This window comes from Limnohabitans sp. (assembly GCF_038134685.1).
In the GTDB taxonomy this organism is placed as follows: domain Bacteria; phylum Pseudomonadota; class Gammaproteobacteria; order Burkholderiales; family Burkholderiaceae_C; genus Limnohabitans_A.
Map to the genome: position 1 here is coordinate 36,867 of NZ_JAYPVP010000018.1, position 13,733 is coordinate 50,599.

General features: G+C 60.0%; 14 protein-coding genes. 10 read left to right on the forward strand and 4 right to left on the reverse strand.

Translation table 11 applies throughout. From position 1 onward, the window contains the following. Positions 1-384: a hypothetical protein gene (locus AAFM15_RS08790; protein ID WP_341686344.1), complete on the forward strand. Its 384-nt coding sequence runs from the start codon at positions 1-3 to the stop codon at positions 382-384. A 53-nt stretch (positions 385-437) separates the two neighbouring features. Here AAFM15_RS08790 and AAFM15_RS08795 read toward each other — a convergent pair whose 3' ends face one another. Beyond that, complete coding sequence (locus tag AAFM15_RS08795) at positions 438-2,201, reverse strand: DEAD/DEAH box helicase (RefSeq protein ID WP_341686345.1); 1,764 nt, start codon at positions 2,199-2,201, stop codon at positions 438-440. 227 nt (positions 2,202-2,428) lie between these two features. On the opposite strand from AAFM15_RS08795, the gene AAFM15_RS08800 reads away from it, so the two are divergent. Together AAFM15_RS08800 and ettA are read left to right on the forward strand one after the other, a co-directional pair. Further along, positions 2,429-3,409 (forward strand): 3'-5' exonuclease, encoded by a 981-nt coding sequence (locus tag AAFM15_RS08800; protein ID WP_341686346.1) that lies wholly within the window; start codon positions 2,429-2,431, stop codon positions 3,407-3,409. 97 nt (positions 3,410-3,506) lie between these two features. After that, positions 3,507-5,174, forward strand: coding sequence for an energy-dependent translational throttle protein EttA (gene ettA, locus AAFM15_RS08805; protein ID WP_341686347.1), 1,668 nt, complete (start codon positions 3,507-3,509; stop codon positions 5,172-5,174). Between the two features lie 19 nt (positions 5,175-5,193). Here ettA and AAFM15_RS08810 read toward each other — a convergent pair whose 3' ends face one another. Next, complete coding sequence (locus AAFM15_RS08810; protein WP_341686348.1) at positions 5,194-6,189, reverse strand: P1 family peptidase; 996 nt, start codon at positions 6,187-6,189, stop codon at positions 5,194-5,196. Continuing rightward, on the reverse strand, positions 6,186-6,467 hold the full coding sequence (locus AAFM15_RS08815) for a hypothetical protein (protein WP_341686349.1): 282 nt from the start codon (positions 6,465-6,467) through the stop codon (positions 6,186-6,188). The genes AAFM15_RS08810 and AAFM15_RS08815 overlap by 4 nt, the downstream gene beginning before the upstream one ends. 75 nt (positions 6,468-6,542) lie before the next feature. On the opposite strand from AAFM15_RS08815, the gene AAFM15_RS08820 reads away from it, so the two are divergent. After that, on the forward strand, positions 6,543-7,265 hold the full coding sequence (locus AAFM15_RS08820; RefSeq protein WP_341686355.1) for a 16S rRNA pseudouridine(516) synthase: 723 nt from the start codon (positions 6,543-6,545) through the stop codon (positions 7,263-7,265). On the opposite strand, the gene AAFM15_RS08825 is transcribed toward AAFM15_RS08820, so the two are convergent. Beyond that, on the reverse strand, positions 7,255-8,052 hold the full coding sequence (locus AAFM15_RS08825; protein ID WP_341686350.1) for an alpha/beta hydrolase: 798 nt from the start codon (positions 8,050-8,052) through the stop codon (positions 7,255-7,257). The genes AAFM15_RS08820 and AAFM15_RS08825 overlap by 11 nt on opposite strands. Positions 8,053-8,143: 91 nt before the next feature. Between AAFM15_RS08825 and AAFM15_RS08830 the strand changes: the two genes are divergently transcribed. The 6 genes from AAFM15_RS08830 to AAFM15_RS08855 all read left to right on the forward strand — a co-directional run. After that, positions 8,144-9,100 carry a cytochrome D1 domain-containing protein gene (locus AAFM15_RS08830; RefSeq protein ID WP_341686356.1) on the forward strand — a complete coding sequence of 319 codons (957 nt, stop codon included), beginning with the start codon at positions 8,144-8,146 and terminating at the stop codon, positions 9,098-9,100. A gap of 13 nt (positions 9,101-9,113) precedes the next feature. Then, positions 9,114-9,938: a polysaccharide deacetylase family protein gene (locus AAFM15_RS08835; RefSeq protein WP_371833099.1), complete on the forward strand. Its 825-nt coding sequence runs from the start codon at positions 9,114-9,116 to the stop codon at positions 9,936-9,938. Continuing rightward, positions 9,935-10,900: a sterol desaturase family protein gene (locus AAFM15_RS08840; protein ID WP_341686351.1), complete on the forward strand. Its 966-nt coding sequence runs from the start codon at positions 9,935-9,937 to the stop codon at positions 10,898-10,900. Before AAFM15_RS08835 ends, AAFM15_RS08840 begins: the two co-directional genes overlap by 4 nt. A gap of 36 nt (positions 10,901-10,936) precedes the next feature. Beyond that, positions 10,937-11,860: an EI24 domain-containing protein gene (locus AAFM15_RS08845; RefSeq protein ID WP_341686352.1), complete on the forward strand. Its 924-nt coding sequence runs from the start codon at positions 10,937-10,939 to the stop codon at positions 11,858-11,860. 26 nt (positions 11,861-11,886) lie between these two features. Next, a complete protein-coding gene (locus AAFM15_RS08850; protein WP_341686353.1) occupies positions 11,887-12,729 on the forward strand; it encodes a molybdopterin-binding protein in 843 nt (280 codons plus the stop codon). A 200-nt stretch (positions 12,730-12,929) separates the two neighbouring features. Further along, the coding region (locus AAFM15_RS08855; protein ID WP_341686354.1) for a glutamine synthetase beta-grasp domain-containing protein at positions 12,930-13,733 on the forward strand (804 nt) is incomplete at its 3' end.

Below are 13,733 nucleotides of genomic sequence, written 5' to 3' on the forward strand. Positions count from 1 at the left end.
ATGGAAAATTTCACCAAAGTGGTGCTCTACACCGATACCGATGGCCGCGCGCGTTTTCGCGAAGAACAAGTACCGTTGAGCGAGGGCACACCCATGAGCCAGCTCTCGGCATGGCAAGGCGCGCAAGGCCTGCAGCTGCGCATGAGCCCGGTGGGTTTTCGCAGCCAGTTTCATTGCACGGGCATTCCTCAATGGCTGTTTGTGCTGCAAGGACAGATGGAAATTGGTCTGCAGGATGGCAGCGTGCGCGTGTTTGGTCCGGGGCAGCACTTTTACTCGGCTGATGTGCTGCCCGAAGGTGCTACGTTTGACCCCGCGCTGCACGGGCACTGCAGCCGCCAGCTGGGTGATGAACCGCTGGTGACGGTGTTTGTGCGCGGCTAAGACGGCCTGAATGAAGAAAGCCCGCATGAAGCGGGCTTTCACACTTAACCTGCTCAGCGGAAACGGCCACCACCACGGTTGCCACCGCCGCCGTAGCCACCACCACCGTGGCGCTTGCCACCTGCGGCCAGGCTGTCAATGCTGGTGCGGGTGGGGTCGGGCTGACCACCGGTCTTGATGGGCTTGCGGCGCGGCAAATCCAGCTTGGCAAACTGCGTGGTCTTGAGCGGGTCGATGTGGCGTGGCAGTTCGTCGTGGTCACGTGGACGGCGATCACGGTTTTGCTCGCGGTTGGGGTCGCGCTCGCGGCGCGGGCCACCCTGGCCTTGACCCTGACCTTCCGGGCGCGGGCCACGTGCGTGTTGCGGGCGATCCTGGCGCTGGCCGTGGCCGTCGCCGTGGCGACGTGAAGGCTGGTTGCCGCTGCGTGCAGGACGCGGACCGCGGGCTTGCTGGCCTTCGCCTTCAAAACCTTCGGGGCGATCACCGCGATCACCACGGTCACCACGCGGCTGACGGCTACCTTCGCTGGATTTTTTCTCGCGAATGCGGGTCATCATTTCCTGGCGGGCGGCTTTGGCCGCAGCGGCCATCACGTCGCGGCTGGGCGGTTTGCCTGCGCCGCCCCACAGGGTTTGTCGACCCATGGCAATGGGCTCAGCGCGCTCGTCAGGGGCAGGGCCAAAGCCTTCGAGCAACTGCACCGGGATTTGTTGCTTGGTGAAACGCTCGATTTCCATCATGAAGCCTTCCTCGTCCATGCAGACCAGGTTGACGGCCTCACCGCTGTTGCCAGCGCGGCCAGTGCGGCCAATGCGGTGTACATAGTCTTCAGAGATGTTGGGAATCTCGTAGTTGACGACGTGTGGCAGCTCTTCAATGTCAATGCCGCGTGCAGCAATGTCGGTGGCCACCAGGGCGCGGATGTCCCCACTCTTGAAGCCGGCCAGCGCCTGCGTGCGTGCGCTTTGGCTCTTGTTGCCGTGCAGGGCCATGGCTTTCACGCCGTTTTTGGTCAGGTAGTCGGCCACATTGTTGGCACCAAACTTGGTGCGGGTGAACACCAGCACCTGGCTCCAGTTGTGTTGCTGGATGATGTGCAGCAGGGCTTCCTTTTTCTTGGCGCGGCCCACCGGGTGGATGACCTGGGTGATGCGCTGCACCGTGGTGTTGCGCGGCGTGACCTGAATGCTTTGCGGGTCTTTGAGCAGGCCATTAGCCAGCTCGCGAATCTCGTCGCTGAAGGTGGCAGAGAACAGCAGGCTTTGCTTGTCCTGCGGCACCAGGGCCAGCACTTTTTTCACGTCGTGGATGAAGCCCATGTCCAACATGCGGTCGGCTTCGTCCAGGATCAGGATTTCCACCGTGGACAGGTCCAGGTGGCCCTGGCCTTGCAGGTCCAGAAGACGGCCCGGTGTGGCCACCAGGATGTCTACGCCTTTTTTGACCCGGTTGATTTGCGGGTTCATGCCCACACCACCGAAGATCACGGCCGAGTCGAGCTTGAGGTATTTGCCGTAGTCGCGCACAGACTCTTCGACCTGCGCAGCCAGTTCACGCGTGGGCGTGAGCACCAGCGCGCGGATGGCTTTGCCACCAAAACGGTTTTTGCCAGGTTCGGTTTGGCTGAGCTTGTGCAGCACGGGCAGGGTAAAGGCTGCTGTTTTGCCGGTGCCGGTCTGGGCGCCAGCGAGCAGGTCGTGACCCGCCAGCACGGCAGGAATGGCTTGCGCCTGGATGGGGGTAGGGGTTTCGTAGCCTTGCTCACGCACGGCTTGGACAATGGCCGGAGCCAGATTCAGTTCTTCAAAATTCATGGATGGAGCGCCACACAGGCGCAGGTGATTGGCCAAATCGTTGCACTTGCAACGGCCAGTTGGAGCCAATCGGTCTCAAGGGAGTGGGCATGGCATCACGGAAAAGGCTTCCGGATCAGGCCCCAGCAGAACGCTGATGTTGCGGCAACTGGTGGCGACAACGGGGATGATTGTCTCACACAAAAGACTTCGCTTGCGCTGCACGGGGGCTGAGGAATAATTCAGCCATGAAAGTTTCTGACCAAATGAGCCTGGGTGACTGGGATACCGAGCTTCCAAACGCATCCATGTCTGCTGCCAACGCCGCTACGCCCGAAGCCTGCGCCGCGCTCCTGGATGCCCACCCCGACTACCGCGTGCTGCGCCGGCTGGTGCCCAAGCTGGACTGGCCCATGCCGACTGGAGCGCAAACTGCGCGCGTCTTGATTCTGGACACCGAAACCACCGGGCTGGATGCCAAGGGCGATGAAATCATTGAGCTGGCCATGTTGTCCGTGCTGGTGGACCGTGAAAGTGGTTTGCCGGTGGGGCCCGTGTCTGTGTTTGAGTCGTTTGAGGACCCGGGGCGCCCCATTCCTCCCAACATCACCGAGATCACCGGCATCACCGATGACATGGTGCGTGGCCAGCGCATTGACGATGCGCAGGTGGCGGCCATGGTGCAGCAGGCTGACGTGATCGTGGCGCACAACGCTGCGTTTGACCGCCCCTTTGTCGAGGCGCGCCTGCCCGTGTTTGCCCAGCAGGCCTGGAACTGTTCTTTTGCGGGCATCAACTGGAAAACTGAAGGCAATGGCTCGGCCAAACTGGAGTTCCTGGCCAGCGAACGCGGCTGGTTTTATGACGCCCACCGCGCCCTGACCGATTGCCATGCCTTGCTGCAGGTGCTGGCGCAGCCCTTGTCGGATGGTCGCACAGGCTTGCGCACTTTGGTGGAAGGTGCGCAGGGAACGCGCTACAAATTACTGGCCACTGGCTCACCCTTTGAAACCAAGGACAAGCTCAAGGCGCGGGGCTACCGTTGGGACGGCGAAAACCGCGCCTGGTGGTGCTCATTGCCTTCGCAAGAAGCGCTGGACACCGAATGCCAGTGGCTCAGGGCCGAGGTGTACGGTGGGCGCAAAGCGCGTGTCATGCTCGAAGCACTGGACAGCCAGACCCAGTTTTCGGGCCGACCCGGCCAAGTCTCTCAGCTGGTGCTGGAGTAATCAGGCGGGTGCAGGCAGGTGCAAGCAGGGGCGTCGCACGCCTCTGGGATAATCACCGGCTAATTCCAGATATTTCAGGGTTCCCCAAGGTTTCCATATGGCTCAATACGTTTTCTCGATGAACCGGGTCGGCAAGATCGTGCCGCCCAAGCGTCAGATCCTCAAAGACATTTCTCTGTCCTTCTTCCCGGGCGCCAAGATTGGCGTGTTGGGCTTGAACGGTTCGGGCAAGTCCACGCTGCTCAAGATCATGGCCGGCATCGACAAGGACATCGAGGGTGAAGCCATTCCCATGGCGGGTCTGAAGATCGGCTACCTGCCTCAGGAACCTCAGCTCGACCCCGAGCACACCGTGCGCCAGGCCGTGGAAAGCGGCATGGGCGAAGTGGCCTCCGCCAAGCAGCGCCTCGAAGAGGTCTATGCCGCCTACGCGGAAGAAGACGCCGACTTTGACGCGCTGGCCGCCGAGCAGGCCCAGCTCGAAGCCATCATCTCGGCCGCTGGCGCAGAAGGCGACTCCGAGCACTTGCTGGAAATCGCCGCCGACGCGCTGCGCCTGCCCGCCTGGGACGCCATCATCAAGAACCTCTCCGGCGGTGAAAAACGCCGTGTGGCCCTGTGCCGCCTGTTGCTGTCCAAGCCGGACATGCTGTTGCTGGACGAACCGACCAACCACCTGGACGCTGAATCGGTGGACTGGCTGGAACAGTTCCTGGCCCGTTTCTCGGGCACTGTGGTGGCCATCACCCACGACCGTTACTTCCTGGACAACGCTGCCGAGTGGATTCTGGAACTCGACCGTGGCCACGGCATTCCGTACAAGGGCAACTACTCCACCTGGCTGGAACAAAAAGAAGCCCGCCTGGAGCAGGAACAGCGCACCGAAGACGCCCGCACCAAGGCCATGAAGAAGGAACTGGAGTGGGCGCGCCAGAACCCCAAGGGTCGCCAGGCCAAGAGCAAGGCCCGTCTGGCCCGCATCGAAGAGCTGAGCGACTTTGAATACCAGAAGCGCAACGAAACCAACGAGATCTTCATTCCGGTGGCCGAGCGTCTGGGCAACGACGTGTTCGAATTCAAGAACGTCAGCAAGTCCTTTGGCGACCGCCTGCTGATCGACAACCTGAGCTTCAAGGTGCCCGCAGGCGCCATCGTCGGCATCATTGGCCCCAACGGCGCCGGCAAATCCACGCTGTTCAAGCTGATCTCGGGCAAGGAAACGCCCGACAGTGGTGAAGTGCACATCGGCCAGACCGTGAAGATGGCTTTTGTCGACCAGAACCGCGACGACCTGGCCAACGAAAAAACCGTTTGGGAAGACATCTCCGGCGGCCTGGACATCATCACCGTGGGCAAATTCCAGATGCCCAGCCGCGCGTATTGCGGCCGCTTCAACTTCGGCGGTGGCGACCAGCAAAAGAAAGTCGGCATGCTCTCCGGTGGTGAGCGCGGCCGTCTGCACTTGGCCAAGACGCTCATGCAGGGCGGCAACGTGCTGCTGCTGGACGAACCCTCCAACGACCTTGACGTGGAAACCCTGCGCGCCCTGGAAGATGCGCTGCTCGAATTCGCGGGCAGCGTCATGGTCATCAGCCACGACCGCTGGTTCCTGGACCGCATCGCCACCCACATCCTGGCCGCCGAAGGCGACAGCCAGTGGGTGTTCTTTGACGGCAACTACCAGGAATACGAGGCCGACAAGAAGAAGCGTCTGGGTGAAGAGGGCGCCAAGCCCAAGCGCGTGCGCTACAAGGCGCTCAAGTAAACACTTGGCGGTCTGCCCTTTATGGGGCAGTCAGATCCGAAGCGGCGGGCCATTCGTGCTCGCCGTTTTTCATGGTGCTGGCGGCGAGCACGGCGCGCACCGTGGCGCGGGCCACCGCTTCGGCGGCCATCACGCAGAGCACCGTCATGGGCGGCTCTTTGTCGATACAGCCTGTGGCCAGCGCAAACAAGGTGTCGCCGTCGGATGTGGTGTGGACGGGCTGGATGCACCGCGCCAGGCCGTCGTGCCCCACCTGGGCCAGGCGTCTGGCTTGGGCCTTGTCGAGTTTGGCATCGGTGGCAATCAGGCCGATGGTGGTCTGTGTGCCGGGCAAAATTTGCCCCGGTGTGCGGCCCGCCAGCAGTTGGGCTGTGGTGCCTGCCAGGGTGTGGCTGCTGTCGCGTGCGCCCGCCAGGATACGCCCTGTGTCAGGATTGATCACATCGCCCAGCGCGTTGCAGGCCACGATGGCGCCGACCGTGAAGTCGCCGACTTTGACCGAGGCCGAACCGATGCCGCCCTTCATGGCCCCGGCCATGCCAAACATCTTGCCCACCGTGGCGCCAGCGCCTGCGCCCACATTGCCTTGGGCGGGTGTCTGTGCACTGGCCGCTTCACAAGCGGCGTAGCCAGCTGCGGCGTCTGGTCGGATACGGTGGTCGCTCACGTGCAGGTCAAACAGCACGGCCGCTGGCACGATGGGCACCCGTGCTGGACCGACTTGCAGGCCGATGCCTTGCTCGTCCAGCCAACGCATGACACCGCCTGCTGCGTCCAGCCCCCAGGCGCTGCCACCAGAGAGCACAACGGCATGAACGGTTTGCACGGTGTTGCCGGGTTCGAGCAGGTCCGTCTCGCGCGTGCCTGGGGCAGCGCCCCGTACATCTACACCGCCTACCGCACCTTCGCGAGCCACGATGACGGTGCAACCCGTGGGACGGCGTGTGTCGGTGTAGTGGCCCACTTCGATACCCGCCACATCGCACAGGCTGTCCTTGCCCAGCAGCGGGTTCATGGCTGTTCCTTGGACAGCTGGGCTTGCGCCTTCTCGGCCCAGACCTGCAAGCTGGCCAGCAGGTCTTTTTGGCTGAAGGAGCAACTTTCTTCGCTGAACAGGGCGCCAGACTCCAGGCGGTCGAGCACGTTGCCCAGCACCTCGCCAAAACGTGCAGGCAGATCCAGCTGATCTGCCTTGTTGCGCCATGAGGCCGTCAATTCGGTCACAGACAGCGTACCCTGCTGGCAGGCTTGCAGCTGCTCAGTCATGTGGGTCAAAGTGGCAATAGCGCTCATGGGTCATGTCTCCTGTAAAACGCGGGCGTTTCAAGGCGACAATCATGCCCCATGAAAGCCAAGTCCCTCAAACCCATGCGCCTGGAAGACATTTTGTTCAGCCAGGGCTTTGGTACGCGCCGGGTGTGCGCCGGTCTGATCCAGCAAGAGCACGTGGCGGTCGATGGCCAGGTGCAGACCGATGCGGGCGAATACTACGCACCAGAGGGCTTGCAGTTTTCGGTGCAGGGCACGCTTTGGGCCTTTCATGAGCATGCCTATGTGCTGTTGCACAAACCCCCAGGTACCGAGTGCTCCCAAAAACCCTCGGCGTGGCCCAGCATTTACACCTTGCTACCCGCACCTTTGCGCCAGCGGCCCAACAAGGGAGCGGTGCAGGGCGTGCAGGCGGTGGGCCGGCTGGATCAGGACACCACGGGTTTGCTGTTGCTGTCGGACGATGGGGCGTTCATTCATCGCATGAGTTCGCCCAAAAAACATGTGCCCAAGGTGTACCAGGTCACAGCGTGTCACCCCATCACGGATGCCATGGTGCAGCAATTGCTTGATGGTGTGGTGCTCGATGATGACCCCAAGCCAGTGCGCGCTGCTGCCTGCGTACAAACGGGTGAGAACACATTGGATCTGACGCTGACTGAAGGTAAATACCACCAGGTCAAGCGCATGCTGGCCGCGGTAGGCAATCGTGTGGATGCCTTGCACCGCAGTCGCATCGGTGGCTTGACCTTGCCAGCCGACCTGGCACCGGGCCAGTGGCGGTTTTTGTCAGAGGCCGACCTGGCCTTGATCAAGCCTTGAGTGTGGCCAGAAAGGTGCCGATGGCTTGCATAACCACCGCACTTTGATCGCGGTGCGGTGAGTGGCCACAAGCGGGCAGCTTGAGCAACTGGGTCTGCGGTGCAGCGCGGGCAATGTCTTCAATCTGGGTCAGGGTGCCGTAGGGGTCATCTTCGCCTTGAATGGCCAGCAGCGGGGCCTGTATGCGCCCCACCTCCCGGCGGACGTCATAGCTCCGAAAAGCGGGGGACAGCCAAATGTCGTTCCATTGCCAAAAGGCGGTGTCCACATGCGTGTGGTAGGGCTCCAGGCGCTTGCGAAGGGGACCATGCAGATAAGCCTCACGTGCGGCTTCAATGGCCTGGATGGAGATGTCTTCCACCATCACGTGCGGGGCCATGACGATGCAAGCCTCGACCGGGTGTTGACTGGCGTGTAGCAGGGCAATGGTGCCGCCATCAGAATGGCCGAGCAGCACGGGGCGTTTAATGTTCAGCTGTCGTAGCAACTCGGGCAGCACCTGCAAGGCCTCCTTGTGCATGTAGTCCGGTTGCAGACGCTGTGCGCCGCGCACATCGGCGCGGTCTGCTGACTGGCCATACCCCTGGCGCGAGTACACCAGGCCAGGGCGGCCCAGTTTTTGGCAAAGCTGCCGGGGCCAGTCGCGCCACATGGACACACTGCCCAGACCTTCATGCAGGAACACAACAGGGCTGGGACGCGAGTCTGGGTGGTCGGGACCGGAAATGGTTTCAATTTCCAGATCGACACCATGAACACGCCATCGGGAAGGGCTTGTGATCTTCATCAGGAAGTTTTAAGTTTTCAGCGGGTACACTTGCCCCCGCTTTTCGGAAAGTCTGATCTTGTATTCATTTTTGCATCGATTGTGGCGCGGGGTGTTCTTGTGGGCTGCGCTGTGTGTGACAACGGCGTGGGCGAGTCCGACCACGCCCGTGTTTGTCCTCAACTCGCTGGACGGTAACGTCAGCGTCATTGACCCGATGACCTGGACTGAGGTCAAACGCATCCCCACGGGCAAGGAGCCCCACCACTTGTACCTGACGCCCGATGAAAAATCGGTGATTGTGGCCAATGCCCTTGGGGATTCGCTGACCTTTATTGACCCGCGCACAGCCACTGTGCAGCGTACGGTGTATGACGTCCTTGACCCTTATCAGTTGCGCTTTTCACCGGACATGAAATGGCTGGTCACGGCTGCCAACCGCCTTAACCACGTGGATATTTATCGCTGGGATGGGCAAGACCTGAAGTTGGCCAAACGTATTGCCACGGGCAAAACGCCCAGCCATGTGTGGATCGATACCAAAAGCACCACGGCCTGGGTGACGATGCAGGACTCGGATGAACTGGTGTCCATTGACCTGAAGACGCAGACGCTGCGTTCCCGCGTGAAAACGGGATCCTTGCCCGCCGATGTATTTGGCACGCCAGACAATCGTTACCTGCTGGTCGGTTTGACGGGGGGTGATGGTGTAGAGGTGTATGACGTGTCTTCGGGTGAGCCCAAATTCGTCAAGAAACTGCTCACGGGCGCAGGAGCTCACGCCTTTCGTGCATATGGGGACCGCAAGCATGTGTTTGTGAGTAACCGGGTGGCGAACTCGATCAGCATGATCGACTACCAGAGCATGCAGGTGGTGGCTCAGTTGCCGGGGCCCTCGGGACCGGACTGCATGGAGATATCCTCGGACGGCAAGCTTCTACTGGTGGCTTCGCGCTGGTCCAAGAAACTGACGATCATTGACATTGCTGCGCGCAAAGTGGTGCGGCAAGTGGGTGTGGGCAAGTCGCCCCACGGGGTGTGGACCCTGGACCACGCAGGGCGGTTCTGAGCGGAGGCTTGCGATGTACAACTGGCGTGTGCTGATGTACGTTTGCTTGTTGCTTGGGGGGGGGGCCAGGGCAGACACCTGCAGCAAACCGGTTTATCTGACGTTTGACACAGGTCACATGGGCGTGGCCCCCTTGGTTGCTGAGGTGCTCAGACGTCATCGTGTCCCGGTGACGTTTTTTGCTGCACAGGAAAAAACACAGCAGGGTGATGGCTCCTTGGGTGAATACTGGCGCCCGTGGTGGCAGGCTCGTGCGCTCGAAGGGCATGAGTTTGCTTCGCACACCTGGGGGCATGCTTACTGGCTGTCTGACGTCAAGGCCGCTGACGGGTCCGTGCAGTTCAGGATGCGTGCTTCGGGGGGGGAAGAGCCAGGGCAGGTTCAACTATGGAGCGAGCAGCGTTATTGCCAGGAACTCGACCGTGCGAGTGCACGCCTGAAACTGTGGTCCGGTAGGGATCCCTTGCCCCTGTTTCGTGCCCCAGGGGGACGGCATTCTGCGGTTTTGCTCAAGGCTGCGCAGGCTTGTGGTTATGCACATGTCGGCTGGTCAGAGGCGGGCTTTCTGGGCGATGAGTTGCCAAGCGATCGTTACCCTAATGCACAATTGCTGAAAAGGGCCCTCAACAGCATTCGCCCCGGTGACATATTGATGGCTCATTTGGGGATCTGGTCTCGTCAGGACCCTTGGGCTCCTGAGGTGCTGGAGCCCTTGATTGAAGGATTGCAGGCCAAGGGCATTTGTTTTGCCTCGCTTCAAGAGCATCCGGCTTATCGTCAATGGGTTCGTGCACACGAGTGGAGGGGCGGGCGTTTTGAGCGCCGCAAAATTCAATGATCGATGGCATGCTTGAGTTATGGACGATCTGGCACGATTTGCTGTTCGAGTGGGTCGTACAGCCAATCGCCTTTGGCCTGGGCTTTGGCCAGTTGCTTGAAGTGGCCTACGAGGGCACCGGGCTCTTCATGGTCGGGGTGCTTGAGGTCTTGATCATGCTGGTATTGATTGCGCCTATGCAGCGCTGGCGTCCGGTTGAACCCATCACGGACAGGCAGGCCATTCGGATCGATGCGATCTACACCCTGGTTCACAAGCTGGGTGTATTTGAATTGTTCATGTACTTCACCTTCGCCAATTGGCTGGAAAAGGCCATCGCGTATTTGCGCGGATGGGGTATGCCCACTTTTCACATTGACCAGTTGTGGCCTGGTGTCACGGATGTGGCCTTTGTCAGTTTCCTGATTTATCTGGTGGTGTTTGATTTCGTGAACTACCTCATTCACCGTGGTCAGCATGAATTTGAGTGGTGGTGGAAATTACATGCGCTGCATCATTCCCAGCGTCAGATGACGATGTGGACAGACAATCGCAATCACCTCATCGACAGTATTGTGGTGGCCACCATCATTGCTTCGGTGGCGGTGCTTGTTGGGGTTGGACCTGGGCAATTCGTGGCGTTGATGGCTTTGGGACGTTTGAGCGAGAACCTGCAGCATGCGAATGTGCGTCTAAGTTTTGGGCCTGTATTTGAGCGCGTGTGGGTGAGTCCGCGTTTTCATCGAAGGCACCACAGTATTGGCGTTGGGCACGAGTCCTTTGATCACGGTCGTGTGGTGTTGGGGGGGTGTAACTTTGGCGTGTTGCTGCCGGTGTGGGATATGTTGTTTCGCACCGCAGATTTCCAGCTTCGCTTTGATCCGACAGGTGTTCGCGATCAGGTCGAGCAAGGGCGTGACTATGGCCGCGGATTCTGGGCGCAGCAAAAACAAGGCGTGTTACGACTGCTCGGGCGTGCTTGACTCGTCTTTCTGTGGTGAGGGTGCTAAGCTCGCTCCATGAGATCGATTCTTGATGCCTTCATGCGGGCCGGGCTGTACTGCCTGATGCCTCGCGTCATCGCCCTGTCTTTCCTGCCTCTGATGCTGATGGTGGCGTTGGCGTGGGTCTTGGGCTATCTGTACTGGGATGCTGCAGTGTCCGGGGTGCGCCAGTTTCTCGAGCAGTTCAGTCTGCTTGCGTCCCTGTGGAGCTGGATGGAGCAGCTGGGGGTGCCTGACCTGAAAACCGTGGTCGCTCCTTTGCTGGTGATTTTGGCCGTCACCCCTTTGGTGGTTGTGGTCTCGCTGTTTTCTGTTTCAGCTTTCATGACGCCGGGCTTGACGCGCATGGTTGCCGAGCGCCGCTTCCCGACCCTGGAGCGTAAGCGTGGTACCAGCATGTTGCAAAGCTTGCTCTGGAGTCTGTTGTCCTTGCTTCTTGCCTTGGGAGCTCTGCTGTTGACCTTGCCGCTCTGGTTGGTCCCGCCTTTGGCATTGGTTTTGCCTGCCTTGATTTGGGGGTGGCTGACGTACCGGGTCATGGCTTTTGATGTGCTCTCGGACATCGCCGATGGTTCTGAACGCCAGGCACTCATGGCCAGACACCGCCTGAGTTTGTTGGGAATGGGCGTGGTTTCGGGTTTGATGGGGGCGGCGCCAGGTGTGGTGTGGGCCTCTGGAGCCTTGTTTGCCGCAGCTTTTGTGCTTCTGGTGCCGGTGGCCATCTGGATCTACACCTTGGTGTTTGTATTTTCTTCCCTCTGGTATGCGCACTACCTGCTCGACGGGCTCGCCCAACTGAGGCAGCCGAAGTTGCCGATGAGCAGCGATGTATCAGAGGCGACGGTGTTGCGAGAAGAGGCTGTGGAGTCTGCGCTGCCACAGCGGTTGACGTTTGACCCCTCAGACGATCAGGGGCACCGGCCCGGGCATACTGGCTAGTCTTAAGGGATTTTGAGGGGTTTTGAATGGCGGTGTTGCCGATTGGCCTGATCATCATTGGCGATGAAATTCTTTCGGGCAAGCGCGAAGACAAGCATCTGCAGCAAGTCATCCGCATTCTCAACGCTCGGGGCTTGAGTTTGGGGTGGGCCGAGTATGTGGGAGATGACCCCGTTCGGATCACTGCACTGCTGCAGCGTGCATTGGCCAGTGGCGATGTGGTGTTTTCATGTGGTGGCATCGGTGCTACTCCCGACGATCACACGCGTCAATGCGCAGCGCGGGCTTTGGGGGTGCCTTTGACCTTGCATCCGCAGGCAAAGCTCTGGATTACTGAGCGGATGCGGGACATGGCCCTGGAGCAGGGGGTGCCCTTGGATGAAAACAGTCCTGAAAATCAACGCCGGCTCGAGATGGGGGTGTTTCCTCTGGGTGCCGATGTGATTGCCAACCCTTACAACAAAATTCCCGGCTTTGCGTGTGCCAGCACCCACGCGCAGCCTGCCCATCCTATGGCGGGCGTGTATTTCGTGCCAGGCTTTCCTGTCATGGCTTGGCCCATGATCGAGTCGGTCCTGGACCATCGTTTTGCGGATGCTTTTGCGACAGGCTCCCACCAAGAATGCTCCGTGATTGTTCTGGGGGGCATGGAATCCGCTTTGGCGCCATTGATGCAGCGCATCGAGGCTGACCACCCAGGCATCAAGGTGTTCAGTCTGCCCAGCGTGGACCACCCGCAGTGGGGCAGGCATATTGAATTAGGGGTCAAAGGTCGGCCCGATGTTGCTCAGCGGGCTTACGGTGATTTGCTCCATGCTCTGCGCGCTATGGCTGTATCTCTCGGCCCCGAATTGGTGCGTCATCATTGAATGCACCAAAATAATCCGTTAATGCATTAAAATGGTGCATAACGGATGGGCTAAAAATTGTGCTTCGTTCACAGTAAGGGCTCGCAGTAAGGGCACAATCTAGGATTGATCAGCTCAGCATGGGCAGCCACAAAGATTGGCACAAAACCTGCAGAGGCTGAAGACCTGTTTTTCAATACCTATCCAACCAGGAGAATCTGATGGCCAAGACCGTCGCAGACGTGATGAAGATGGTGAAAGAAAACGAAGTCAAGTTCGTTGACTTCCGTTTCACCGATACCCGTGGCAAGTGGCAGCACATCACTGTGCCCGTTTCCCAGTTCGACGAGAGCAAGTTCGAAGACGGTCAGGCGTTTGACGGTTCTTCGATTGCCGGCTGGAAAGGCATCGAAGCCTCCGACATGCTCTTGATCCCTGACGCCAACAGCGCCTTCATCGACCCCTTCTTTGAAGAAGTCACCCTGGTGCTGATCTGCGACGTGATCGAGCCCACTGACGGCAAGGCCTATGAGCGCGATCCCCGCTCGATTGCCAAGCGCGCCGAAGCCTACCTCAAGCAAGCCGGCCTGGGCGACACCGCCTTCTTCGGTCCTGAGCCCGAGTTCTTCCTGTTTGACGACGTGCGCTGGAGCACCGAGCCGAACAACACTTTCTACGCCATCGACGAAGCCGAGGCACCGTGGAACAGCGGCACCAAGGTCGAAGGCGGCAACAGCGGTCACCGCAACCGCGTCAAGGGCGGCTACTTCCCCGTGCCCCCGGTCGACAGCACGCAAGACATGCGCAGCGAGATGTCCCTGATCCTCGAATCGATCGGTATTCCTGTTGAAGTGCACCACCACGAAGTCGCCGGCGCTGGCCAGTGCGAAATCGGCACCAAGTTCAGCACGCTGGTCGAGCGCGCCGACTGGACGCTGATGCAAAAGTACGTGATCCACAACGTGGCCAATGCCTACGGCAAGACCGCTACCTTCATGCCCAAGCCCTACGCCGGTGACAACGGC

What these genes read in the sequence shown, in the direction of transcription:
- AAFM15_RS08790 (WP_341686344.1), top strand. Translation starts at nt 1, where the DNA reads ATGGAAAATTTCACCAAAGTGGTGCTCTACACCGATACCGATGGCCGC.
- AAFM15_RS08795 (WP_341686345.1), bottom strand. Translation starts at nt 2,201, where the DNA reads ATGAATTTTGAAGAACTGAATCTGGCTCCGGCCATTGTCCAAGCCGTG.
- AAFM15_RS08800 (WP_341686346.1), top strand. Translation starts at nt 2,429, where the DNA reads ATGAAAGTTTCTGACCAAATGAGCCTGGGTGACTGGGATACCGAGCTT.
- ettA (WP_341686347.1), top strand. Translation starts at nt 3,507, where the DNA reads ATGGCTCAATACGTTTTCTCGATGAACCGGGTCGGCAAGATCGTGCCG.
- AAFM15_RS08810 (WP_341686348.1), bottom strand. Translation starts at nt 6,189, where the DNA reads ATGAACCCGCTGCTGGGCAAGGACAGCCTGTGCGATGTGGCGGGTATC.
- AAFM15_RS08815 (WP_341686349.1), bottom strand. Translation starts at nt 6,467, where the DNA reads ATGAGCGCTATTGCCACTTTGACCCACATGACTGAGCAGCTGCAAGCC.
- AAFM15_RS08820 (WP_341686355.1), top strand. Translation starts at nt 6,543, where the DNA reads ATGCGCCTGGAAGACATTTTGTTCAGCCAGGGCTTTGGTACGCGCCGG.
- AAFM15_RS08825 (WP_341686350.1), bottom strand. Translation starts at nt 8,052, where the DNA reads ATGAAGATCACAAGCCCTTCCCGATGGCGTGTTCATGGTGTCGATCTG.
- AAFM15_RS08835 (WP_371833099.1), top strand. Translation starts at nt 9,114, where the DNA reads ATGTACAACTGGCGTGTGCTGATGTACGTTTGCTTGTTGCTTGGGGGG.
- AAFM15_RS08840 (WP_341686351.1), top strand. Translation starts at nt 9,935, where the DNA reads ATGATCGATGGCATGCTTGAGTTATGGACGATCTGGCACGATTTGCTG.
- AAFM15_RS08845 (WP_341686352.1), top strand. Translation starts at nt 10,937, where the DNA reads ATGAGATCGATTCTTGATGCCTTCATGCGGGCCGGGCTGTACTGCCTG.
- AAFM15_RS08850 (WP_341686353.1), top strand. Translation starts at nt 11,887, where the DNA reads ATGGCGGTGTTGCCGATTGGCCTGATCATCATTGGCGATGAAATTCTT.